The organism is Nitrosomonas sp. (assembly GCA_031316255.1).
Taxonomy (GTDB): Bacteria; Pseudomonadota; Gammaproteobacteria; order Burkholderiales; family Nitrosomonadaceae; genus Nitrosomonas.
Genome location: JALDQW010000001.1, coordinates 1,597,433 through 1,620,728, shown reverse-complemented (window position 1 = coordinate 1,620,728; position 23,296 = coordinate 1,597,433). Strand labels below are relative to the sequence as shown.

The 23,296-nt window shown below is 42.3% G+C and carries 21 protein-coding genes and 2 tRNA genes; 5 read left to right on the top strand and 18 right to left on the bottom strand.

What is annotated here, in order from left to right:
- Nucleotides 1-44: 44 nt before the first annotated feature.
- From MRK00_07310 to MRK00_07295, 4 genes are all read right to left on the bottom strand, one after another.
- Nucleotides 45-1,013 (bottom strand): putative DNA base hypermodification protein, encoded by a 969-nt coding sequence (locus MRK00_07310; protein MDR4517178.1) that lies wholly within the window; start codon nucleotides 1,011-1,013, stop codon nucleotides 45-47.
- On the bottom strand, nucleotides 1,010-1,852 hold the full coding sequence (locus tag MRK00_07305; protein MDR4517177.1) for a hypothetical protein: 843 nt from the start codon (nucleotides 1,850-1,852) through the stop codon (nucleotides 1,010-1,012). Before MRK00_07305 ends, MRK00_07310 begins: the two co-directional genes overlap by 4 nt.
- A 17-nt stretch (nucleotides 1,853-1,869) precedes the next feature.
- Nucleotides 1,870-2,460, bottom strand: coding sequence for a hypothetical protein (locus MRK00_07300; GenBank protein ID MDR4517176.1), 591 nt, complete (start codon nucleotides 2,458-2,460; stop codon nucleotides 1,870-1,872).
- 563 nt (nucleotides 2,461-3,023) lie between these two features.
- Nucleotides 3,024-3,099: transfer RNA gene (locus MRK00_07295), tRNA-Arg, on the bottom strand.
- Between the two features lie 304 nt (nucleotides 3,100-3,403).
- On the opposite strand from MRK00_07295, the gene trxB reads away from it, so the two are divergent.
- Nucleotides 3,404-4,351 (top strand): thioredoxin-disulfide reductase, encoded by a 948-nt coding sequence (gene trxB / locus MRK00_07290; protein MDR4517175.1) that lies wholly within the window; start codon nucleotides 3,404-3,406, stop codon nucleotides 4,349-4,351.
- Between the two features lie 37 nt (nucleotides 4,352-4,388).
- Entirely contained in the window at nucleotides 4,389-4,937 is a 549-nt protein-coding gene (locus tag MRK00_07285; protein ID MDR4517174.1) for a Smr/MutS family protein, read from the top strand.
- Nucleotides 4,938-4,968: 31 nt separating this feature from the next.
- Here MRK00_07285 and MRK00_07280 read toward each other — a convergent pair whose 3' ends face one another.
- From MRK00_07280 to MRK00_07255, 6 genes are all read right to left on the bottom strand, one after another.
- On the bottom strand, nucleotides 4,969-5,340 hold the full coding sequence (locus tag MRK00_07280; protein MDR4517173.1) for a TraR/DksA family transcriptional regulator: 372 nt from the start codon (nucleotides 5,338-5,340) through the stop codon (nucleotides 4,969-4,971).
- A gap of 144 nt (nucleotides 5,341-5,484) precedes the next feature.
- Nucleotides 5,485-6,033 (bottom strand): peroxiredoxin, encoded by a 549-nt coding sequence (locus MRK00_07275; protein MDR4517172.1) that lies wholly within the window; start codon nucleotides 6,031-6,033, stop codon nucleotides 5,485-5,487.
- A gap of 135 nt (nucleotides 6,034-6,168) precedes the next feature.
- Complete coding sequence (locus tag MRK00_07270; GenBank protein ID MDR4517171.1) at nucleotides 6,169-8,700, bottom strand: hypothetical protein; 2,532 nt, start codon at nucleotides 8,698-8,700, stop codon at nucleotides 6,169-6,171.
- A 27-nt stretch (nucleotides 8,701-8,727) separates the two neighbouring features.
- A complete protein-coding gene (gene dnaQ, locus MRK00_07265; GenBank protein ID MDR4517170.1) occupies nucleotides 8,728-9,429 on the bottom strand; it encodes a DNA polymerase III subunit epsilon in 702 nt (233 codons plus the stop codon).
- 14 nt (nucleotides 9,430-9,443) lie between these two features.
- Nucleotides 9,444-9,914 carry a ribonuclease HI gene (gene rnhA / locus MRK00_07260; protein MDR4517169.1) on the bottom strand — a complete coding sequence of 157 codons (471 nt, stop codon included), beginning with the start codon at nucleotides 9,912-9,914 and terminating at the stop codon, nucleotides 9,444-9,446.
- A 22-nt stretch (nucleotides 9,915-9,936) separates the two neighbouring features.
- Nucleotides 9,937-10,650, bottom strand: coding sequence for a class I SAM-dependent methyltransferase (locus tag MRK00_07255; GenBank protein ID MDR4517168.1), 714 nt, complete (start codon nucleotides 10,648-10,650; stop codon nucleotides 9,937-9,939).
- A 117-nt stretch (nucleotides 10,651-10,767) separates the two neighbouring features.
- Here MRK00_07255 and gloB point away from each other — a divergent pair, with 117 nt between their 5' ends.
- Complete coding sequence (gloB, locus tag MRK00_07250) at nucleotides 10,768-11,556, top strand: hydroxyacylglutathione hydrolase (GenBank protein ID MDR4517167.1); 789 nt, start codon at nucleotides 10,768-10,770, stop codon at nucleotides 11,554-11,556.
- Between the two features lie 289 nt (nucleotides 11,557-11,845).
- Here gloB and MRK00_07245 read toward each other — a convergent pair whose 3' ends face one another.
- The 3 genes from MRK00_07245 to mtgA form a co-directional block, all read right to left on the bottom strand.
- Nucleotides 11,846-12,415, bottom strand: a complete 570-nt coding sequence (locus MRK00_07245) for a cytochrome P460 family protein (GenBank protein ID MDR4517166.1) — start codon at nucleotides 12,413-12,415, stop codon at nucleotides 11,846-11,848.
- A gap of 184 nt (nucleotides 12,416-12,599) precedes the next feature.
- Complete coding sequence (gene mgtE, locus MRK00_07240) at nucleotides 12,600-14,042, bottom strand: magnesium transporter (GenBank protein MDR4517165.1); 1,443 nt, start codon at nucleotides 14,040-14,042, stop codon at nucleotides 12,600-12,602.
- A gap of 186 nt (nucleotides 14,043-14,228) precedes the next feature.
- On the bottom strand, nucleotides 14,229-14,975 hold the full coding sequence (gene mtgA, locus MRK00_07235; protein ID MDR4517164.1) for a monofunctional biosynthetic peptidoglycan transglycosylase: 747 nt from the start codon (nucleotides 14,973-14,975) through the stop codon (nucleotides 14,229-14,231).
- 218 nt (nucleotides 14,976-15,193) lie between these two features.
- On the opposite strand from mtgA, the gene MRK00_07230 reads away from it, so the two are divergent.
- Nucleotides 15,194-15,269: transfer RNA gene (locus tag MRK00_07230), tRNA-Lys, on the top strand.
- Between the two features lie 146 nt (nucleotides 15,270-15,415).
- Here MRK00_07230 and MRK00_07225 read toward each other — a convergent pair.
- The 4 genes from MRK00_07225 to MRK00_07210 all read right to left on the bottom strand — a co-directional run bounded on the left by MRK00_07225 (nucleotide 15,416) and on the right by MRK00_07210 (nucleotide 19,266).
- Complete coding sequence (locus MRK00_07225) at nucleotides 15,416-15,703, bottom strand: hypothetical protein (protein ID MDR4517163.1); 288 nt, start codon at nucleotides 15,701-15,703, stop codon at nucleotides 15,416-15,418.
- Between the two features lie 256 nt (nucleotides 15,704-15,959).
- The gene (locus tag MRK00_07220) at nucleotides 15,960-16,364 is read right to left on the bottom strand and encodes a type II toxin-antitoxin system VapC family toxin (GenBank protein MDR4517162.1); all 405 of its coding nucleotides are present in this window, start codon (nucleotides 16,362-16,364) and stop codon (nucleotides 15,960-15,962) included.
- Nucleotides 16,365-16,366: 2 nt separating this feature from the next.
- Nucleotides 16,367-16,609, bottom strand: a complete 243-nt coding sequence (locus tag MRK00_07215; protein ID MDR4517161.1) for an AbrB/MazE/SpoVT family DNA-binding domain-containing protein — start codon at nucleotides 16,607-16,609, stop codon at nucleotides 16,367-16,369.
- An 824-nt stretch (nucleotides 16,610-17,433) separates the two neighbouring features.
- Nucleotides 17,434-19,266 carry a methyltransferase domain-containing protein gene (locus tag MRK00_07210; GenBank protein MDR4517160.1) on the bottom strand — a complete coding sequence of 611 codons (1,833 nt, stop codon included), beginning with the start codon at nucleotides 19,264-19,266 and terminating at the stop codon, nucleotides 17,434-17,436.
- Between the two features lie 158 nt (nucleotides 19,267-19,424).
- Here MRK00_07210 and MRK00_07205 point away from each other — a divergent pair, with 158 nt between their 5' ends.
- Nucleotides 19,425-19,670 carry a hypothetical protein gene (locus tag MRK00_07205; GenBank protein MDR4517159.1) on the top strand — a complete coding sequence of 82 codons (246 nt, stop codon included), beginning with the start codon at nucleotides 19,425-19,427 and terminating at the stop codon, nucleotides 19,668-19,670.
- 441 nt (nucleotides 19,671-20,111) lie between these two features.
- Here the strand turns inward: MRK00_07205 and MRK00_07200 are convergent, their stop codons facing one another.
- Entirely contained in the window at nucleotides 20,112-23,039 is a 2,928-nt protein-coding gene (locus MRK00_07200; protein MDR4517158.1) for a hypothetical protein, read from the bottom strand.
- Between the last annotated feature and the right edge of the window lie 257 nt (nucleotides 23,040-23,296).

Sequence of the window (23,296 nt, the reverse complement as noted above, 5' to 3'; positions counted from 1 at the left end):
AGCAAACCCGCATTGATTCAAGCTATATTAAAATTCGCTTTATTCTATGAGCGATAATACTCAGGAATTTGATCATTTATTCCCCATTTAGGAGGATAAAAAAGCTTAATAGGTTCATTACTAAGAGAAAATTTCTGTTTTATTCGCGTACGTCCTCCAGCTGTAAGGTCGGGGCGATAAGCTCTGGCATATTTATCTATTTCGCAAAAAATATTTTGGCAATCTATTAATTGCAAATCACGTCCATATAATTTTTTAAAACTTATACCGCGAATCGAAAACTCTTCATTTTGCCGATCAGTAACATAATGAATAATTTCGGCTGGCGAAAACTTGCTAATATCACTAAAACATTTTTTTATTCCTCGCAGCGCACCCGGCCCCGGAGCAATAAAATCACTTTCTAAACCACATTCAAGATCGCTATAAGCAAGATCGATAGCATATTGATAAGCCAGAAAATCACCCAAGGTTGGGTAGCTTCTTAATATATTGAAAGTTTTCTCAAGATTCCCAATACCCGTAATACGATCTGGAACATTATCTCGCATCATGCATTCCAGTAATTTCAGATTATTCTGATGCTTGCGTGGATAACCAAATTCTCGGATACCAGATGGCATGATATATGCTGCTGAGTATATTTTATTTTTGCCATTAATAAACGACGTCAGAATAGCGTCATACAGTCGGAAATCATAATCAGCATAGCTGATTTGTCCTTTTAAGGCAGTGCACAGTTTTTCCCAAGTTGAAATACGATTGAAGAAGCGAAAAAGTAGGGTACGGAAAAAAACTTCTTTGGGAGATTGATCGCCGGAAAAAATAACATGGCGGATAAGATACTGGCTGACTCTGTCAGAAGCGCGATAAGCGTTAGTAAAACGGTAAGACTTTAAAATAAAATCTTTTGTTAAACTGCTATTTTGCCCTGCTAAACGTTTAAAAAAAATGTTCTGTCGCTCTTCTGCGAATTTCCAATATTGATCATAGAGTTCACTTGCCTGAATCATTTATTGTCTAAATTTTTTGAATGATCCTCAGTTATGGTTAAACCAAATGGCTCTCCTGAATTTTTTTCATCAACTAGATTATCTAAAACTTCTTTATATTCAAGTATGTTATAAATAGCCTCCTTTTGCTCAATAACAAATTTTCCCATGCTAATGAATGATGAACTAAAATATGTCACTATTGAAATAATAGCTATAACCATAGTCCATACTACCCTTTTAGTAATTATTATCTCTTTATTAATTGATTCAATTTGATTTAGTTTATCAGATACTTTTGACTCAACATCACGAAATTCTTTTGTTAGAGTTTGCAATGAATAAATTTCGTCAGTAGAAATTTGATTCAAAACGTTCACTGGAATACTGTTATAACCTTGCTCTTTTCTATATTTACTGTCTTCATGATCAAGATCGGCAAACCATATTAAGAAAAAAGGCAACCCTTGGCTCAGATGAATAGGAGTTGGCCCAGCATTATAGAATGAGAACAACAAGTTGCCATGAAACCCAGGATCAACATGAAATCCCGAAATATTTACAAGTCCTTTATGTTTGAATTGCGCTCTAATCGATATAAAGGCAATAGCATCTTTTGGAATTCTTATGCATTCTTTGGTTAATAAAAACGCAAATTGCCCAGGTGGAATAACAAAATCTTGGTTTTCTAGCAAAATTGTCTTAGCATGGGGATCATTAAAATTACGATGATCCTTTGTAACAAAAATTTCATTCCCAATTTCAAGAGCGTACGACGCTTGATCTATGTTAGAAGGGTTAAAAGGAGAAATCAGACAAGGTAATTTCTGCTCAAGGGTTTGACTACTCCAAAATGCCATGTCGGTAATTTTTTGATCTAAAGGTTTGTGTAATGGTCAAAGAAAATAGATTTTTTCTTGACTTCGTTTAATCGTAATGGCGTTTCGGAGACTAAATCGACCTTTAACTGCGATGCAGCGACAAGTATGAGCGAACATATTCTTGTAACACTATCAATCATTGATTCTCTGTATCTAAAAGATTCGAGATGATCGACTGATTCACAAGCTTTAGCGAATTCTCCAGCAACAACAGGAAAAGCTTTTATTAGCCATAAGGAGTCATGGATATCAACTCCTAATTGCCTGATTAAATCATTGCCTAGTTCATCTAAGCTCGAAAATTTTTGTTTGTCAGAAGGGATTAATCTGTCAGAAATACGCAGATTGAGAATGTTTGCACATGTTACTGATATAATGAAAGAATCAATAACAACTCTTTTTAGAGTTTGTTCATTGGGATTGTTCAAGATACAATCGCAGATTTTGCCGGAATATTTAGCAAAATGCAGGGCCATATGATTTAGGCGCTGATGTATGCTAAGCCGCGTAATTTCTTTATGAAATAACTCATCATGCCCCAGTTGAGCTATTTGCAAATTGAACAACTGTTCTTGAATGCCGCTCATGACTTATTCAAGGTTAAAGACAGCCCCATTAAAACTAAGATAAATAATATATAACCTTACACGCGGTTTAATACATTCTACTAAAAGTAGTCAACACAATCAATTAAACTCTTGTAACTCTCTCCCCTATTTAAAATAAAGTTCACATTTCGCCACAAATAATTTGATTTACGACTTTGTTTATACGTTCTTTAGTATTAGGACATTTATTAGAGCTAGAAAGGCTATTTAAGTGCTTTCCAAGGTACTTTAGAAATTTAGAATTATGCGGGCAATGCAAACCTCGCAAAAAACTTAGTGCATCAAAAAATAAAAGTCCTTAACTTTTTTATTTAATTTTTGAAGCGTTAAAGCATTTAATTTAACAAATCAAATGCAAACCAATCCTTTGAGAAATTAACAAAATCAGATTGAGTGCGACTATCGACACCCTCCAGATTAAGTATTAATCATAAATACTCTAGTCTTATTATCTCTCGTTTACCATATCAGCCACTCGTAACCCCAGAGTAACCCTAATAAATATATTCACTAGCTAAAAAGTATTAACTATATGATTATTTTGGCGCCCTGAGCACGAATCGAACGTGCGACCTACCCCTTAGGAGGGGGTTGCTCTATCCACTGAGCTACCAGGGCGTTATATCCAGAAGATTCGTATTTTACGCGAGTATTTCACTTCACATAAGTCATATATTTTTTAGAAACTTCGCATAAGCTGCGCTTAAATCGCCTTTTTTCTTCCCTTTTTCAAAATCTTTTGAAAAATTCCATGACAAGCTACAGGTATTTGTTGTTCTATTCTCCGTCAACATTTTTTTTCTTACCTCTTTTCTCTGAGGCTCTGAATTTTTACTGATGTCATTTAAATGAATTCGCTCAACTTGAGATCAAGCGCATTACTCAGTATAGTTGACGCATTTTTCAAAAACAGGTTGAGATGATGACGACAAGACACTGCCCACTTTTAATTCTCGGCTCCGGCCCTGCCGGCTATACCGCTGCTGTTTATGCAGCGCGTGCAAATTTAAACCCTGTCATTATCACCGGACTGGAACAGGGCGGCCAATTGATGACAACTACCGATGTCGATAACTGGCCGGCTGATGCAGCGGGGGTGCAAGGTCCTGAGCTTATGGAGCGTTTTCAAAAGCATGCAGAACGGTTTAATACTGAAATTATTTTCGATCATATTCATACGGCCAAACTCAAGGAAAAACCGATCACATTAACAGGTGACCAGGGAACATACACATGTGATGTGTTAATTATCGCCACGGGCGCATCTGCAAAATATCTTGGCATCCCGTCTGAAGAAGCGTTTATGGGACGCGGCGTATCAGCCTGCGCAACCTGTGACGGTTTTTTTTACAAGGGACAGGATGTTGCCGTTATTGGCGGCGGCAATACTGCCGTAGAGGAAGCACTGTATCTTTCCAATATCGCCCGAAAGGTTACAGTTGTGCATCGACGGGAACAATTCCGTTCCGAAAAGATTCTTATCGATAAGCTAATGGAGAAAACCAGCAACGGCAACATTAAATTGGAACTGAATTACGTCCTCGATGAAGTACTCGGTGATGATAACGGCGTAACCGGCATGCGCATCAAAAGCACACAAGATGAGACCGCCAAAACAATCGATGTTCATGGTGTTTTTATCGCCATTGGACATAAACCCAATACGGATATTTTCGCCGGTCAATTGGAAATGGAAAACGGTTATATCATCACGCGCAGCGGAAATCAGGGTAGTGCAACCTCAACAAGCATTCCCGGCGTTTTTGCGGCAGGCGATGTACAGGACCATATCTACCGACAAGCAGTAACCAGCGCCGCCAGTGGCTGCATGGCGGCGCTTGATGCTGAAAAATATTTCGATAACTTATAGAAATTCTACCTGCCTACACGCCTGACGCAATCGACAAATGACCAAAAAGAATGGCTTAACGCCTGCGGATATGAACGACAGCAACTTGTTTCGTGCAGCAATGCAAGATGTTGCGCCATTAGCTGCGTCTGACAAGACCATTCTGAAAGCGTTGAAACCGGAGCCTGTGCCGCGGCAAAAAAACGCATACGAACAATTCTCTGAGACCGATACCGTTTCCGACGCAAATATTATGGAAACTGACGTCGACGACGAATGGTCTTTTCTACGATCAGGTGTTTCACGGCAAACCTTGCGCCGTTTAAGACGCGGTTACTGGCCTATTCAGGACAGCCTGGACCTGCACGGGCTCATCCAGAAAACTGCAAAAAGAGAGCTGGCAGTTTTTTTAAATAGCGCCCAGGAAAACAATTTCCGGTGCATAAAAATCATACATGGCAAAGGACTCAGTTCCAAAGACCGGATTCCTGTATTGAAAAACAGTATTGGCAACTGGTTAGCACAACATCAGTCTGTACTCGCCTTTTGCCAGGCCAGACCGGAGAATGGCGGCGGCGGCGCAGTATTGGTTTTGCTCAGAAGTTAAGCAGCAATCCGTCCCGGCAATATCGAAACAGCTACAACGATGGATTCGAGTCGTGCGGAAATAATTTCTCATATTTCCGTTGACATTCGATGCAACGTTGCGCAGAGGGATTTGCGATTAATCGTTCAAATCCAATTTCCTCTCCGCAATCAACACAATCACCAAACTCAAGTTCCATCAGATATTTCTCGGACATTTCAAGTTCACGCATTTCATTGATTTGCTTATCAACTAATGCGGTATCGACATCAGCCAAAATATTATTGATATCATCTGCCTCTCGAATATCAAATTCTTCACTGCTCTGCACAAGCTCACTTCGCACTTCTTCCTGCAGTTCCAGATAACGTTTGTGCAAAGCAGATTTGATCTGTGTTAATTGCTCTTCTGTAAAATTTGCCATTATATTTGATACTCCTGCCTACAATAAGTATGGGTTTATGCGGTTCCGCCTTATACTTATTCCCGGTCTCATGATTTTTGATTGATTCCAAACAGCTCCAATAGCTCCCCATCAATGACACGAAACCAGGATATTCTCGTTCGTCTATTCATTCTCACTATTCATGTTTTTTAGATACATTAAATCTGAAACAATTTCATTTGAATTATGTGAGGCATTTACCGAAAGATATACCCGGGCAATTTTACCAAACGGGTCAATTAAAAAAGTATTCCGTTTGGCGAATTTAACAATACCCAGATTCAACAGCGAACGATAATGCGTAGCCGTTTCTGCAGCCGTATCGGCCAGCAGTGGAAATTGCAAGCCAAATTTCCGGGCAAAATCAACATGACTATTAACCGTATCCACGCTAACGCCGACTACTTCTGCATCCAGCGCCTTTAATTTGTCCAGATCGTCACGAAACGCACACGCCTGACGGGTGCACCCCGGGGTATCATCTTTTGGATAGAAATATAACGCCAGCCATTTCCCCCTGAAATCTGCTAGAGTCTGCACATTCCCATTCTGGTCAGTTAATTTAAAATCAGGCGCCAATTGTCCAGGCTCAAGTGAAACCCGTTTAGAGGAAAAGAACCATAAAACCATACAGGCTATTGTCAACACGACGATGGCTAACACCCATTCCATTTACTGCTGTTCCCTTTCAGACTCAATTGATCGAAATGATATAAAAAGGCAATCATAGGATAATTTCCACCGGGATGCCAGTACTCCTTCAACTGGATAGCCTACTGGATACCAATGAGTAATCATCCATAACATTTACCAACTCAAGGCGATCCGCGCAGCAGCTGTATTAAGCGGGGTAACCAAAACGCCACTTGAATTTACAGCAATTATGCGCTCTTCCGCGCCATAATTTACCTTTACCTGCATACCTATCGGCATTCCAAAAACATATAAGGTGCGCTGTTTTTGTTTCGACAAATGACTCCCGGATATGATTTCAAATTCACCATGCGCCACAGTCTCAGCAAATACCACAATGTTTTGTGCGGTTTCTATGCCTTTTGCAGCCATGCCGTTGATCAGCAGATGATTGGGTTTATCAGCACGCGGCGCATTCAGGCTGGGTGATAAGACAATAAGGAACTCATCTCTCAATCGCGGTGCTCCGGGTTGAACTTCAATACGCCACATTCCGATATCAAACCAGGGATGAAAGGAAGCCCCACTTGAAAAATTCTCGCCATCCAGCACGGTTTCATCGCCATCAGACTCTACATAATACTGATAATCAGGCCCGCCAACCAATCTGATCTTTGCATCTTCCGGGTAAATACGGTCAATACGCAAATGTCCGGAATCATTCTTGATTAAAGCAACAGAATCGGTTGTCTCAGAAATTCCATTGGTCAATTCTCCCTTCAGCGCTGTAGCATTCTTCACTTGAGGCTGATTCACTGTATGCAGCAGCCATTTCTTGGTATACGACGGATCCGTACTTACGACACGATCGTAAACCAGCACACGGTCTTCATTGGCCAAATACACCAGATCGCGTTTAACTTCATTGACTTTCCCGCCGCGACCGCCTTCATCATGAGCCGGTGTGTTATAGGCATTCGTCAGATCCGAGGAAATATAGGTATATTCCCTGTCGATCGTGTGAAAATGGTTTATTTTACCGCCACTTAAATACGGGGCAGCATTGTGTTTCCTGCGCCAGTCGTTGACACTCTGTACTGCACTCCCGGTAGGAAAAACTATTCGCTGCCCACCGTCAGATACATTTTGTTCAAAAAAACGGTTCGGTTGCACCTTCTCATGCGGCCTTAAAATTAACAACGAATTCTTTGCAACAGTCCGAATGGAATAGTTGAGCCGGTTGGCGCCGAAGTATTCGCCGTATGCACTGCTGTTTATCGCCAGGGGCGCGCCTTTAAATATCGTAAAATGTCCGGCGTCGTAATGGCCATGATGCGTGAATATGTGTCCCGCACGGAAACTGATAAACGTGGCCTCAGGCGACCAATCCGAGCGAATATAAGCCTGGTTAAGGCCGCCACGGCCAAACAAATCAGCAAGCGGTATCTGCGTTTCAAAATAATTCAAATTTGCGGTGTTTTGACGCAACACTTCGTACGAACGAGTTAAAGCCGTATTCGCAATGGTCGGATCGTTAAACAGCCTGATTCCCCAACGATATCCGTGAAAATAACTTTCCGCACCATGCAATTGTTGTAAATAGTTCGAGTAATTCACAAACACCGGCTCACGCGTGGTCTGAGCAATGATGTCGATAACTCGGCGCGTTTCATCTTTGAGATCAACCCTGGAGCCCTCGTCACCCAGATTCTCAATCCGATTATCGGGACGAGTGGCATAGATATGCCAAAGTCCAATACGTTTTAAAATATATACAACGCGTTCTGTGTGCTGTGAATTGGTCAACCCATTCACATAGGCGCTCGCAGCCAGGCTGATAATAAAACCGCGATTTTGTATCCAGTAATTAAAACCTTCCGGCCATCCCTCGGTAATTTCAAGTGCCTTGATCACATCGAGAAAATGGCCTTGAGCACGTGCGATTAATTGATAACGATGTTTATCTTCAGGTGTTGCGTTGAGGGTTACGGCATTCAGCCAGGCAATTGACGCCAGCGAAGCGCGTCCATGCCACAACGATGGAGAGGGATCATCGAGCAATCTCAAGTAACTTTGTAGAAGCTGCTCAATTTTTGTTTCAATTTGTACGCGATCATTTTGTGACAAACCTGAGTAATTCGCAATTAAATTATAAGCGAATGCCAATTGCCAGCCATATTGGTAATTTCCACTTGCTGTAGGTGTTTCTTGCTTGAATTGCTTAAGATTCTCAATGAGTTGCGATGCAGTTTGCTGATCACCTTGACTGACCCAACAAGCGGATAACATCAGGATATCGGAAGACGGTTTGCAAGGATCAAAATCAAGGATACCGATTTTGGAGTACAAAGCAATGCGCTGCGCAATTAAATCCGGCATTCCCTGACCGGACCAGCCGGATAATTCAGGTAACACTATCCGTGGATAACTGACACGAATCCGGCCATCCAATATGTGGTCTGAGAATCTAGGGGCTGGTGCTATCGCTTCAACCAACCCGGGCATGTTAATTGGACTCTTTTCAACAGCCCTGACAAGCAATTGATTGGGTGTCAGCTGAAAATATTTTAAAGCTGCAATAAAACCAATAATTACAGCAATATGCGCAAATACCCCAACAACAATCAAATAACCTGTAACTATACGTCGTAACAGGCCAGCTTTTGCAGGATAGAAACGGCGCCTACTGTCTTCTTTTAATCGCATAAGGTATTATTATTTGCCACTTCAAACTCATAAACCCAATTTTTTCCATACACATCGATGATTACTTTCTTTTTCAATACGGTCTAACTGTTCGGCGTGCAGTTGAAGTTCTATTTCAGTTGCAGATAAGACACTTAAATTAAGGTTTTTTATCTCATCGGCACCCTGATTACAGATCGGACTGACAATATCCAAATCCATTAACAGAGTCTCTTGACCGCGCGTCATGGAAAGATACACTTCTGCCAGGAGTTCCGCATCAAGTAAAGCGCCATGCAGCGTCCTTTTGGAATTATCGATTTTATAACGCTCGCACAGGGCATCAAGATTATTACGTTTACCGGGATGGAGTTCTTTTGCCAGCTTAAGTGTATCGGTGATTTGTAAACAATAGGCATTCACTGTGGACAATTTTTCCAGGCCCAGTTCATGATTTAGAAAACCCACATCAAAAGGGGCATTATGAATAATCAGTTCAGCATCATGGATAAAATCGAGAAAGTCTTTGTATATTTCCCTGAATTTGGGTTTATCCTCCAGAAAAGCGCGGGTCAAGCCATGAACTTGCAGCGCGCCTTCATCACTCTCCCGTTCCGGATTCAGGTAGTGATGAAAATGGTTGCCTGTTAGCTGTCGGTTACAGATTTCAACCGCCGCAATCTCAACTATACGGTGCCCGAGCTTGTATTCCAGTCCTGTTGTTTCAGTATCCAGTACAATCTGTCGCATATGAATCTCAGTAATTATTCAGCTTGACACTTAGCATTGATTTTTTCCACGCCCTGGTTAGCCAGCATATCCGCCCGCTCGTTTCCTTCATGTCCGGCATGTCCACGCACCCACAACCAGGTGATATCATGGTTCTGCGATAACTGATCCAGCAGTTTCCACAAATCAACATTCTTGACCGGTTTATTATCGGCCGTTTTCCAGTTGCGCGCTTTCCAGGTTTGTATCCATTGGCTGATACCTTTATGCACATATTGCGAATCTGTATGCAGGCGCACATTGCAAGGGCGTTTTAGCAGCTCAAGCGCACGGATTACGGCAAGTAATTCCATCCGATTGTTGGTGGTCAGTTTTTCTCCGCCAAATATCTCCTGCTCACGTGCCCCGTATTTCAATAATGCGCCCCAGCCACCGATACCCGGGTTACCTTTGCACGCACCGTCAGTATAAATTTCGACTACCTTGTCTTCTTTTTCCTTCACCATACTTAATCTGAATTGATCATATTCATGGCTTTATTCGCTGGGTTGCCGCTGCTATTTTCTTCTTGCCCGCCAAGCTGTTTTTCCAGCCCGGCTTAATAATTCGCATACCATACTTATGTTTTACCGCATGCAAAAAGTAAACACCCCCAGAAATAGGCCACCAACGGTCGCCGGCATCTTCCATAAACTTAAATCGTTGACGCCAGTTTTTCTGCTTGAAAGGCGGCACGTAGCAGCATAGTTTTCCACCTTGCATTTCAAAATTGAACAATTTTAACCAGTCCTTTAAGCGGGACAGTGTAATAAAATTCCCATTCCATGGAAATTCATTCTGGCCAGATACAAAATGGTGGTGCAGCCCCCACAGGCTGAAAGGATTAAATCCTGAAATAACAACATGCCCTTCCGGTATCAAGACACGATATACCTCTCGAAGTATTTGATGTGGATTTTCATTAAATTCGAGCACATGCGGCATAATTATCAAATCAATCGTGTCACCGGCTATAGGCAGATAATCACAAGCAGAGATCAGCGAGTTATTTTTTTCAGTCCCTACAAAAAAACGCAGGGGCATCCTGTTTGTTCTCAGGAAATCATATTGCGGCATACCCATTTGTATGGCGTTATAGCCAAAAATATTGGCGACAACCTGATCGAAATATTTAAATTCATTATCAACAATATATTGCCCCAGCGATGTTGCAAACCATTGTTGAGCTGTCTGTATGGTCATGCCTGAAAAATGAAAAACGGTTTTAACTACGTTTTAACTACAGTAATCTGATACTATATTCTAAATTAAGCTAAACAGCAGATTCTTTCAATTCTACATCAATAAACCCCCGGCATGATGGCGCTTCAAATCAGTCCAATACCCGCATTTAGAGATAATTATATCTGGATTATCCATAATTCCAGGCATGCGATAGTTGTTGACCCGGGCGACGCCACACCTGCATTAAATTATCTGCAATCGAATCAATTGCAGCTTGAAGCAATCCTGATTACACATCATCACAGCGATCACACTGGTGGCAATCAAGCACTACTGGATCGATTTGACGTACCTGTTTATGGTCCGAAGCTGGAAGCAATTTCAACTGTAACACACCCTGTTCAGGAAGGTGACACAATCCATATTTCAATGCCGCAACTTTCACTTGAAATTATCGAGATACCCGGCCACACAAGTGGACATATCGCATATTTCGGATCTCCACAACAATCCCAAAACAAAAATATCCTATTTTGTGGAGACACGTTATTTGCCAGTGGCTGCGGGCGCGTTTTTGAAGGAACGCCGCAACAAATGTATCGATCCTTACAAAAACTGGCAGACTTGCCTGAAGATACACTGGTATATTGTACGCATGAATACACACTGGGAAATATCGCCTTTGCCAGGATTGCAGAACCGAATAATGTCGACCTGGAAAAACAGGAGCACCGTGCAAAACTGTTACGCAACAAAAACACGCCCACATTGCCCACAAGTATAGCAATCGAGAAAGCCTGCAACCCTTTCTTGCGATGTCAGCAACCGGAAATCATCAAAACCGTCAGTCAATATGCAGGAAAAATGCTGAATAAACCGGTAGATGTTTTTACCGCATTACGAGAATGGAAAAACAGTTTTTAGATTTGCCTGAGACGATTCTCAATGCGTGAATTATTTCTGTTGCTCCCAGAACAGGCCAGACACGGCATAAGTCACGAGGTTTGGGATTCCAAATGAGCGGGCTACGCTACACTCACTCTGCTTTGCCGGGATAAAAATGGATGCTAATTGATACAGTTCATTGCCCCGAGCTAAGTCAGAAACAATATAAAAAAAAAACGGTTAACTGAAATAAATCCAGTCAACCGTTTTTTCTGTTACGTTTATCAATCGAAAAACGATTGATCATGATGTCAACAAGCAAATAGACTTATGGTTTGGCTGCACGAAGAACAGGATAGAATTGTGTGAATACCTGGTCCTGTTCTGCATTCTGTTGATGACATGCTGAACATGCTGAATCTTCCTGAATTGCGCCGTGTCTGGAATCTTCAGGAAAACCAAAATACGCCCAGTTTCCTGGCCTGTCCGGATAACGTTTCGCGCTCTTGACCATTGCAGCCATGCCACCGTATTCTCCCTGGAAATAACCGTTTCCACTCGGTGCTGCCTTGCCGCCAACACTGGTCAATTCTTTAACAATCACTGTATCATCACGAAATTCGCCGGTTTTTTTCCAGTGTGCGTAACTGCCTGGATCAATATAAACATTATGAAATTCTGGAAATGCTGCAGCGCCGTCATTCATATCATTCGGTGTAACGTTTGAACCAATAAAGACCCACTCGCGATGATTTCTAGGTGTATACAACTCGTTATCTTTTGTGAAACGGCCATATAATCTTTCGCCGGAAGCAATTGCTTGAGTTGTCACACCCAGCATACTCGCCACCAGCAGTGGAGCAATACCGCATAATAAAGTTTTTTTCAACTTTGACATAAATAAAGCCCTTTAAATGGTTAATAATAGTTAATGAAAAGCATAGAAAACAACTTAAACAGTATGTTTTCTTACGCTATGTTAGTCAGACATCCTATGCACGTCAAGTGGCATACAAGGTTCAGTGAAAAATCAACTGGAACAGAGCCTAAGAAAAATTTTTGTATTTATTCCCCAATACTGCTTAAAGCAAAAACAGCGTGGCCAGACTCAGAAAGATGAAAAATCCGCCACTGTCGGTTACCGCCGTAATCATGACACTGGAACCCAAAGCTGGATCACGGCCTAGTTTGCGTAACGTAAGCGGAATCAGTACACCCAATAACGCCGCAAGCAGCAGATTCAGCAGCATCGCCAGCATCATGACAAGCCCAAGTTCAACGTTTTGATAGATCGCAAAAGTGAAGATACCCACAACTGCACCCCAAATCAGGCCATTAACCGCGCTCACCCCGATTTCCTTACTGATGAGCTTCCAGGCGCTGCTGGTATTAATTTGCCCCAAAGCAAGCGCACGGACAATCATGGTAATCGTTTGATTGCCTGAATTGCCACCAATACCGGCAATAATGGGCATAAGCGCCGCCAATGCCACCAGCTTTTCTATTGAATCTTCAAATAAACCAATCACACGCGATGCAATAAATGCTGTAACCAGGTTAATCGCGAGCCATACCCAACGGTTTTTAACGCTCTTCAACACAGGCGCAAAAAGATCTTCTTCTTCGCGCAGACCCGCCAGATGCAATGCTTCATTCTCGGCTTTGTCACGAATAAAATCGATTACAGAATTAACAGTAACCCGGCCGAGCAATTTCTTATCCTGATCAATAATAGACGCCGAAACCAGATCGTATCGTTCAAACGCATGCGCCGCATCCTGTGCCTTATCATCGGGATGCAGCGTCACCATCTCCTTGGTCATCACATCGGCAACCAACATATCGGGGTCACTGACCAATATCCGGTTGATCAGCAACACACCCTTTAAACACTCATTCCTGTCGACCACAAACAGCTGATCTGTATGATCCGGCAATTCTTCCAGACGGCGCAAATAACGCAACACAACTTCAAGACGGACATCTTCACGCACTGTAATCACGTCGAAATCCATTAACGCACCCACAGAATCTTCCGAATACGACATCGCCGCACGCAACTGTTCACGTTCTGCTATGGGCAACGAACGGAACACGTCTTCCATAACAACCTGTGGCAAATCTGGAGCGAGATCGGCAATTTCGTCCGCATCCAGTTGTTCAGCAGCCGCCACGAGCTCGTGTGTTCCCATGTCAGTAATCAGTGTTTCGCGCACTGCATCGGAGGCTTCCAGCAATACGTCACCATCGTATTCCGGCTTGACCAGTCCCCAGATTAGCAGCCTGTTCTCTAACGGCAAAGATTCCAACAAGTCTGCAATATCCGCCGGATGCATTTTATCCACCAGTTGCTGCAACTCAATCAGGTTCTCTTTTTGGATGTACGACTCTGCCAACGCCTCGCCCATATCATGCTGCATATCGACAAAACCCTGCAGAAGCTTGTACTTGTTCAACAAGGTATAAATACGCTGCAACTGGATATGCAGTTTTTCGTTTTCTTCGTTTTTATTTTCTTCAGTCATGGCATGTTAATTAAATTGATGATAGTGACTATTAGCCGCATAACAAAACAGTACGGTTTTTGCCGCATGCTCAACTTTCTCGCTGTCCTGCAATTTACCGTATACACATAGCATAAATGGTACACCCCAAGCGTACACATTGTGATATTTGGCCAAAATCGTTCTCATCCCCGCGATTTCAATCTTTTAAGGTATTTTCGCCGAATGTAGCCGACTGAGTAATACATCTCTTTTCTTCAACAAGTGCTGCGAATTCCGATTCGCATCATAATAACGTGGATTGTTAACCATTGCGGCCAGATAAGTCGCCTGATCTTTTGTCAGCGAAGCAGCTGAACGCCCATAATAATGCTGCGCTGCTGCTTCTACACCGAACACGCCGTTTCCCCACTCGATAATATTCAGATAAATTTCCAGTATGCGCTGTTTCGACATAATTGTTTCCAGCATTACTGTTATCAGCGCTTCCTGTAGCTTGCGCCAGAGTGTTTTCTTCTCGGATAAAAACAAATTTTTAGCCAGCTGCTGGCTGATGGTGGATCCACCGGCTGTTATTTTGCCTTGCGACAGATTCTTTTTAAACGCGTTCTGAATTGATTCATAATCAAAACCGTTATGCTGGAGAAACTTGCTGTCCTCAGCAACTACAATGGCACGCTTCATTTCATAGGATATTTTCCGGTAAGGTATCCATGTATGACGTAAAGTAACGTTAGGGTCTTCGTTTCTCAGCATTTTCAACTGACTCTGCATAAACGCACTGCTTGGCGGATTGTTATGCTTCCAATAAAGCACATGGCTCATCAACCAGAGTTGATACATGATCAAAACATAAGCAACCAACAAAAAAGACCGCCATAGCCATCTGCTGACCAATCCGTTGATATTTCCTTTTTTCTTTCGCGCTTTAACTACTACTTTTTTCTTCTTCATCTCAATGCTTTAATTTGCTTATAAATCAATATTTTTTATACCATGATTTACCTATAATTTTACCGGCTTATGATCTGCATAATAAACCCTACAACACGTCTTTTAACGATTCACCCCCTGCACCCCTTGCTTTAGAATAGGCGATTAATCCACTCAGAATTATTACAAACCAATTTGGTATTACCTCTCAAATCAGGTATACTACTCGCCTTTATTTTGGGTCGTTAGCTCAGTTGGTAGAGCAGCGGACTTTTAATCCGTTGGTCGAGAGTTCGAGTCTCTCACGGCCTACCAAACAAAAAAACAGTGGTTAACAACATGCTAACCACTGTTTTGAACAAGCAATACTGCTCTACTCTCTAAATTCCAGCTTAAACTGGGTGTGTTTGATGGATTAACACCTATAATCTATTCATCTCCACTACAACCCAAAATTTAAATTAAGGCATATATTTGATAACCGCAATAATAATTCCACCCACCGTTAGTGTAGTGGTAAACGACCATATCAAAAAACGGTCAATACGCAAGGTTAAAACTTCAAAACGTTTATCGAATTGTTCAAACCGTTTATCCACTTGTTCAAAGCGTTTATCGACTTGATCGAAGCGTTTATCGATTTGTTTAAAGCCTTCAATCATCAGTTCCCGCTGATGTTTTAACTCTTCCTCAACCCGAACGATTCTTTCTCTGATTTCCAGTTCATAACGCACATTATTACTACCCATATCAGGCTGTTGCACTGATATGGGTAGTAATAATCAGGTTCCTGATTTCTTCAATGTCTTCTTTTGCAAGTGCCATAGTTTATTACCAGCTTTGCTGTTGTAGAAACATTTTACATCAATATGTTTTCTTTATTATTAGTTCCAGCAATATTTTACTCTGCATGCTGCACAGAAACTTGGAAAATTCATAAGCACTCTCTCAATCTTACCGAACAACCTCAAAAATGCTTTAAGGGCGCTCCCATCTTCTCATCGATCAGGTCAGCCAGTTTTCTATTACAAGATCAGGCACTCGTGAGAATTCCTTGATATTGGCTGTAACCACAATAAGTGCTGCAGTCAATGCATGAGCTGCAATGAACATGTCATTGGGGCCAATAGGTGTTCCCTGAACGCCTAAACGAAAACGTATATTTCCGTAATGATTATCAGCGGGTGTTTTTAATGGCAAAATAGTTAACACTGAAAGAATCAGGTCAACTTGCTGTTGTAATGGTTTTGAACCGGATTTAATAGCACCAAATCGAAGTTCCGATGCGACTATTATACTTGTGCATACAGCATCTTCTCCAACATCAGAAATTTTTTCCGCTATGATACCTCGCGGCTTACGAACCAGATCGGAGAGTATGTTGGTATCGAGCAAATAACGAAGCGACATATTCAGAGAGTCGTATCTTCCAGCGATGACAAGTCTTGATCGACATCCGGAAAAGGATCATCCAGTTGCGGCAGCCTGGCTAGTAGTGAGAGCAAGCGTCCCTTAGAAACGGGTTCAATAATCAAGCGACAACCTTCCTTACGGATAATGGCTTCCGTCCCTTCCAACTCAAATTCTCGCGGGATGCGTAGCGCTTGATTTCGGCCATTGCGGAACAACCGGATATGTCTTTCAGTTTGCGGCATTTTAATAACTCAACATGAATGTATATGCCTCAGCCTATGCCCGGTTTCTTTATTTGTCAAGTGTTTCTGCATTATGGCAGAGCACACAAGCAACTCCAGCCTACCATCAATTAACTTTCCCCAAAAACTGCTACCAGGGCACCTCTTTCAAGAAACAATTATAACTCTTTGATTATATGATGCATAAAAATTCCTACTTATCGACTTTATATTTTGTTTCTTTCAAACGCCTTTCGGGAGAATCCCGATTACTACGCTAAAAATCCATATTTCGTCACAATACGTCGTTGTTCACAAAAAATATCTCCTTATATATCAATCATATGCTGCGTCAATATTTTTTGCTATCAACAAGAACTGGCCTCGTCTTGTTTAAAACTCTAAATTTTTTAGAGGCGCCCTTAATATTGTTATTCCAGCTTAACTTTAATTCTGTTCTTAAACCTTTAAACAATTACAAGAGTGTCAAATCTATATTTAATTTTTACAGAATTTTGTCTTATGCTTATCGCTGTTATATGAAGTATGCTTCATTTTCCACATTCCATCCGATTACCGGCTTCATTATAGAAAGTATAAACCTGACCTACGCTCACACTCAATCTTGCTGAACAACATCTACAATGCTTTAATGAAAGACCTTCGCTTGTTTTAATGCAAAACCTGACGTCTTTTTTGTGTGATGTCCTTTTCCGTCTTTTTCACATATACATGGGGGTTCAAGATTTCTATAGATCAACATTCTGTATTGCATTAATGTTGGTCTCATCGACCATCTTGCTATGTCATTTCTTAATGAGAAAGTTGCGATTGCTTTCAACTGACTAAACTTGAGTTTGTAGCAACGGAAAATGCTGTTCGGCTAAGTTACAAATTTCATCATGCGTAATTTCTGATTTACTTGCAACAGCCCATAAATCATAATGTGGGTGACCTCGATTAATCGCTGCAGTAGTCATGAATCCGGCCTGGCGCAAAGTTCCAATTAATACTTTCTTAGTAAATCCGCATTTATGTGCCATGTTGAAATTGCCTTGCTCAATAAAGGGGCGATATCCATAAAGTATATCAATTGGCGCTATAGGACCGGCAGGTGATGTATAGGCTGGCTCAGTCAGTTTATCGTTCGCCACCAAGGCACAAACTGATTGCAGATCAGGACAAGTGATTACTAAAAAACCATTCGGCCTGATTACTCGCAGGAATTCCTTAAGCGCTAGCGTTACTTCGTGTGCATACAAATGTTCAATATTGTGGCTAGAAAAAATGGCATCAACTGAAGCGTCATTTACATCCGCCATATTTGTCATAGTGCCTACAATATCGGGGTTAACTGTTTCATCAACATCTAACCTGATTTCCCGCCAAAGACTAGTATTGAACCCTGGAGTTGTGTGCGCCTTATCTCTTGATCCACAACCCACATGCAGGACAACTTTCTCCATTGAATCATCGCCCATACGCATTTTCACCTTTTGTACGCGTTTTGTTTCAAACATACTATTAAATGCTGCCCCCAAGTTTTTAGCAAACTGATTTGCATCCATTAGGGGGGATTTCCGTACATTCTCCCTTAAACTGAGTCGTAATTTAGCCAATCCAGACAAATCGGTACATAGCTCAACTGCCTTCCTAACATATTCATCAGTATTTTCTGCCACCCATTCTGAAAGACCTGCTGCAGTAAGCATACTTGCACCTTGTTGTGCAAGTAGCGTTTTACCTGTCAGTGTTAATGTCGGCACTCCCATCCATAGCGCCTCGCAAGTCGTCGTTCCACCTGGGTATGGAAAGGTATCCAGAATCACGTCAACATTTGCATAGCTGGCCAAATATTCCTGCCGTGATTGTGGTCCGTACATCGTTACCCGCTCCATATTTATTCCGAATTGCTCAAAACGTTTAATAACCTGCATTCTTGTCTCTGGACACCCCAATTGTTTGTTCTGAATCCGAAATCGCGCATGCGGCATCAGTCTGAATATTTCAGCCCATAACTTCAAAACATCATCGTTCAATTTTGACAGCATTTGATAGCACCCAAAAGTGATATATCCATTTCTGATCGCTGGTAACGATGTTACATTCAACGAAGCGTTATCAGCCGGTGGTGAAAAACACATCCGCGTTTCCGGCAAATACCAAATTTCTTCGGTGAAATGTGAATGGCTGGATTCAGGCACAGAAATTGGATCAGCTAAAAGATAATCAATACAATCCAGGCCTGTAGAAGCAAAGTAGCCTAACCAGCTCACTTGTATGGGCGCAGGCCGCCAGGCAAATAATGAAAGCCGGTTAAACGCTGTGTGCCCTGCCAAATCCACCAATATATCTATTTTATCTTGATGTATTTTAAACGCAGCTTCTTTATCAGTTAGGCTTGCAATGACATGCCATTGGCTAAAAAAGGGTTTTATTCTTTCTGTTAGCTTATCTTCCAAATCTCTAGTTGGATAAGCAACGCATTCAAACTGATTCCGGTCCAGATAACTCAGCGTATTCTCCAGGAAAAAGCCGACTGGATGCGACTTTAAATCACCTGATATAAAACCGATTCTTATCGGTCGTGATGCTTTTTCACCAAGAATATCCTGATGATTCTGAAAAGGTTCCGCTGTTGCATTAGCCTTTTGTCCGTATATTTTTGCTTCTGCCAAATACACTTCAGGTAAGCAATTCGCATCCGCACTGAGTGCATAAAGCAAATTACTGTTAATCTCAAGATCATTTGGCTTCAATAAAAGCGCTTTTCTATAATATTCAACCGATTTATCAAATAAACCCTGGTGCTTGAAAACATTGCCAAGGTTGTTAAGTGTTTGTGCGTCCTTATGATCCAGTTGTAGCGCCAATTTTAAATGCTGTTCAGCAGCAACGAGCTGTCCTGTCGTTTGCAGAATATTGCCCAAATTATTATGCGCATTTTTATAGTTTGGATTTAAAAGTATTGCTTCCCGGTATGCATTTTCCGCTTCTCCAAATTTTCCTTGGATTTGCAGCGCATTTCCAAGGTTATAGTGAGCAACCGGCAACTCTGGTTTATACTGAATCGCCAATTTGAAAGCTTCGATCGCATTTTTCTGATCTCCCAATGCGTTTAATGTAATACCCAGATTACAATAAACTTCTGCACAGTTTGGCTTTCTTGCAATAAATCTTTGGTAGATTTCTTTGGCCTGTATCAATGCTCCGTTTTGCTGCAAGATTGCACCCAGATTTAGGCAAGCATCTACATTATCGGGCTTCAAATTTAGCATCTCTTGATAATGCTTAACTTTTTCGTTTAAATCGCCTGTCATATGTTTATCAAGTACAAATTAAAGGCTTGTTATATCTTAAGCCTGATTTGTAGCACTTCGCATCAGATGTGATTAAATTGCTGATCAAACTCAACCTTACCATAATTCACACATGAAAAAACCCTTGGTTATTTTCATAACCAAGGGTTTTATGTCTATCAAGTGAACCCTAACACGAATTCACTTTGATGGTTCGCTCAATATTAGGTCGTAATGAGCATCAGATCACCACTCACTATGGTAAAGTCGGCAGCGAGTAAGGTATCTGTTGCAATACCGGTTAAGGTCACTGCAAATTCACCAGCCTCAATAATTTTATCGCCATCAGTATCCTGATAAATATGTGCAACTGTGGCGCTATCGATATTGACGAAGAAGTCACCAGCATTGGTAACCGTTGTGGTTCCCAGGACAACATCGGTATTACCCGCTGTTACAGCCGTTGCCTGAACTTCTGTATCAAACTCTGCAGAAATACCTGCGGCTGCACCCAGTGTCGCACCATCCAAACCGGTAATGGTATCTGTCAATGTTGCGCTGATACCCGTGGTTGATGAATCACTCACTGAATCTCCTGCTGCGAATCTAAATACCAGACCGTCATTAGCACCATTACCAATCACATTGTTGGTAATCGTATCGGCACCTGCACCACCGATGACTGTTGTTCCGGATGTTCCACCCTTCTTAGCTGTCAAAGTAATGGCGTCATTACCGGCTCCGGTATTGATGCTGTTACCACCAATCACGTTATCGGTTACGGTATCAACATTGGTGCCGCCCAGGAATGCAAAAGCATTTGTTTTTGCTGCTGCAGCATTAAATGTTAATGTTCCTGTAAGTGCCGAGAAATCGAATGTACCATTAACGCCAAGTGCCTGAGCGCCCGTCGTAATGCTTACATCGCCACCGCCCGTTACCGTCAGGTTTGTCATGCCGGTAATATTTGCCATTGAGGTAAAGGTAGCATCATCAATTGCATTCATGGTGATGTTCTCAACACCAGCCATGGTGATATCACCACCAGCAACCAATGCTTCTGAAGTGGTCGTATCTCCATCTGAAATGGTCAATGCCAATGTATCGATAGTGCCGACCATTGTTGCATCTTTAATGCCTAATGTGGTTGCACCCAAAGCGCCGATTACCGTTACATTTCCAGCTTGCGTCGCGTTCATGTCTGTAACATTGGAGCCCGCAGCGCCCAGCCAGATACCGGTAATTGTAGAGCCGGTAATCAGGTCCATATCGATCGCTGCAGCAGCCGATGACAGAATTTCAAATCCTTGATAAATAGCACCTTCAGCTGTTGTATCAATGTGTGTGGCGTTTGCCAGTGTCAACACATCCTTGTCACCACCACCTGCATTTACTGCGCCTGTTTGACCACTCGTACTTGTTGTCACCATGTCCTGACCAGCACCACCGGTAAATGTAGCCGCTACAGTTGCTGACAACGTTGCTGATACACCACCTGCTGTTAAGCCTGAAGCATCTACTGACGCAAAGTCAGTATCAAGTAGGCCTAATACAACTGCTGAATTTTCAGCTGCCGAAGCTGTTGCGGCAACGTCTGCTGCCGCACCGCTCACTACCAGAGACTGAGCTGCTGTATTGGTACCGATCGAAAGGCTTGTTGCATTCAAGGCCGCTGACGCATTGATTGTAGTAGTTGTAACAGTACCGTTTGCAGTAATTGTGCCAACTGTATTGGCTGCACCGCTTGAGTTAATTGTCAGCGAGGTTGGATCCGCAGCAGCTGCGCCATTAACTACAATGGCGCCAGTACCTTTTGTACCACCAGAAATATTCAGTACTTGTGCTGTTGCACCAGCTGTATAGGTTGCTGTTGTCGCTGCGTTCTGTACTGAACCATTACCAACCACACCAACACTACCACCTGCCGGCAGATTCGTAACTGTAAGCGCACCCAGACTCTGGAAATTGTTGACTTGAGTTACACCAACTGAACTTGATGCATCGAATGCAAAGGTGTCAGCAGCCGCTGAACCGCGCAGATTGAATATTTCAACTTCACTTACCAACGCACCATTGGTATTTGTTACACCGGCACCAGAGGTATTCGTAATATTGAGGGTATCAGTCGCTCCACCGCCTACGATGGTGTCAGCACCTGTTAGTGTTGAGGTCGTACCTGTTCCAACAAAACCGCTGATGACATCAGCACCTGATGTGCCAGGAATGTTATCGGCACCCGTCGTCAGGGTAATCACTGGCGACGCTGTCGAGTCCAGCAGAGTTGTGGTTGTCGTTAGCGTTTCACCGCCAACAACAGCCTGAACACTGAAGGTCTCAGCCAACTCGGTTACGCTATCATCTGAACCGGTAACGGTGAATGTTGCTGTTGTACTACCTGCTGCGATAGTTACTGTTACAGGATTAAATGTACCTGAAACAAAGTCATTCAGGTTTGTCGTGCTGGTACCCTGATCTGCCGCTGCAGAATCGCCAGGAACAACTGAAAATACGACATCGGTATCTTCGGTAACTGGTTCACTGGCTGTTACTGTGTATGTCAGTGCGCCACCTTCAGTTACTGAGTCCGCTTCTGCTGTCAATGTAAAGCTGGTCGGAACATCGATTACTATGCCACCCGCAGCCAATAAGGCGATTGCAGCCTCTTCTGTCAGCACAGAATCAGTTGGAATATTTTCCACATTCAGTGGAGCGGCCAGTTCTTCAAGTGTGGTCGAAGGGAAATTAGCCGAATATGTACTTGCTAATTGCGCCTTATTGGCTAACAGGTTGGCCCAAGGCACGAATGCCGGAAAGTCGGCAGCCAATGTTTCAGAAGACAGAAACTGAACTGCAGCATAGACAACATTACCCACATTAGCGCCACCATCCAAAGCATTATGGAAGTATGTATGAGCCAGTGAACCTGGGCTTTCTGGGGCGGTTTCATCATTAACAAAGCCGAAGTTGGTCATCAATGAATCGACTCGTTCTTCTACAGTAGCTTCAGGTAAAAATGTGGCCAGTTTTACCGCAAAGGCTTGATTACCATTCGCTGTTGCAAAGCTATTCATTATTGCGAGCAGGTCACTGCCAGACGCAATACCGAACATTCCTGCAACAATCTTGTGAATTTGAGTTTCCTGGTTATCCATGGGTGCTCCCTTGTAAAATTAAAATCAAAAAAAATTGCAAGCTTTTGCTCTGACTCTTTATGCTTGAATATCTAAAATATACTTCACATGCTCACACAAAAAGCTAGTTAGAACGCATTTTGCACAAAAGCAACAGGCTTGGCAAGTGGCGTAGCGATGTTTTTTCAATGTTTATACCAAGATTGTCGCATATTTACAACGTCAAGAAAAATTAAAGCGCTTTTCAGTGTAACCTTGCTCACGCATTTTCTTGATTA

Bases quoted from the DNA above. Each gene is read 5' to 3' on its own strand.
- MRK00_07275 (MDR4517172.1), bottom strand. From the start codon at position 6,033: ATGGAATGGGTGTTAGCCATCGTCGTGTTGACAATAGCCTGTATGGTT.
- MRK00_07280 (MDR4517173.1), bottom strand. From the start codon at position 5,340: ATGGCAAATTTTACAGAAGAGCAATTAACACAGATCAAATCTGCTTTG.
- MRK00_07300 (MDR4517176.1), bottom strand. From the start codon at position 2,460: ATGAGCGGCATTCAAGAACAGTTGTTCAATTTGCAAATAGCTCAACTG.
- MRK00_07285 (MDR4517174.1), top strand. From the start codon at position 4,389: ATGACCAAAAAGAATGGCTTAACGCCTGCGGATATGAACGACAGCAAC.
- MRK00_07270 (MDR4517171.1), bottom strand. From the start codon at position 8,700: ATGCGATTAAAAGAAGACAGTAGGCGCCGTTTCTATCCTGCAAAAGCT.
- mgtE (MDR4517165.1), bottom strand. From the start codon at position 14,042: ATGACTGAAGAAAATAAAAACGAAGAAAACGAAAAACTGCATATCCAG.
- trxB (MDR4517175.1), top strand. From the start codon at position 3,404: ATGACGACAAGACACTGCCCACTTTTAATTCTCGGCTCCGGCCCTGCC.
- MRK00_07215 (MDR4517161.1), bottom strand. From the start codon at position 16,609: ATGCCGCAAACTGAAAGACATATCCGGTTGTTCCGCAATGGCCGAAAT.
- mtgA (MDR4517164.1), bottom strand. From the start codon at position 14,975: ATGAAGAAGAAAAAAGTAGTAGTTAAAGCGCGAAAGAAAAAAGGAAAT.
- MRK00_07220 (MDR4517162.1), bottom strand. From the start codon at position 16,364: ATGTCGCTTCGTTATTTGCTCGATACCAACATACTCTCCGATCTGGTT.
- MRK00_07305 (MDR4517177.1), bottom strand. From the start codon at position 1,852: ATGGCATTTTGGAGTAGTCAAACCCTTGAGCAGAAATTACCTTGTCTG.
- MRK00_07310 (MDR4517178.1), bottom strand. From the start codon at position 1,013: ATGATTCAGGCAAGTGAACTCTATGATCAATATTGGAAATTCGCAGAA.
- gloB (MDR4517167.1), top strand. From the start codon at position 10,768: ATGGCGCTTCAAATCAGTCCAATACCCGCATTTAGAGATAATTATATC.
- MRK00_07255 (MDR4517168.1), bottom strand. From the start codon at position 10,650: ATGACCATACAGACAGCTCAACAATGGTTTGCAACATCGCTGGGGCAA.
- MRK00_07225 (MDR4517163.1), bottom strand. From the start codon at position 15,703: ATGGGTAGTAATAATGTGCGTTATGAACTGGAAATCAGAGAAAGAATC.
- rnhA (MDR4517169.1), bottom strand. From the start codon at position 9,914: ATGGTGAAGGAAAAAGAAGACAAGGTAGTCGAAATTTATACTGACGGT.
- MRK00_07245 (MDR4517166.1), bottom strand. From the start codon at position 12,415: ATGTCAAAGTTGAAAAAAACTTTATTATGCGGTATTGCTCCACTGCTG.
- dnaQ (MDR4517170.1), bottom strand. From the start codon at position 9,429: ATGCGACAGATTGTACTGGATACTGAAACAACAGGACTGGAATACAAG.
- MRK00_07200 (MDR4517158.1), bottom strand. From the start codon at position 23,039: ATGGATAACCAGGAAACTCAAATTCACAAGATTGTTGCAGGAATGTTC.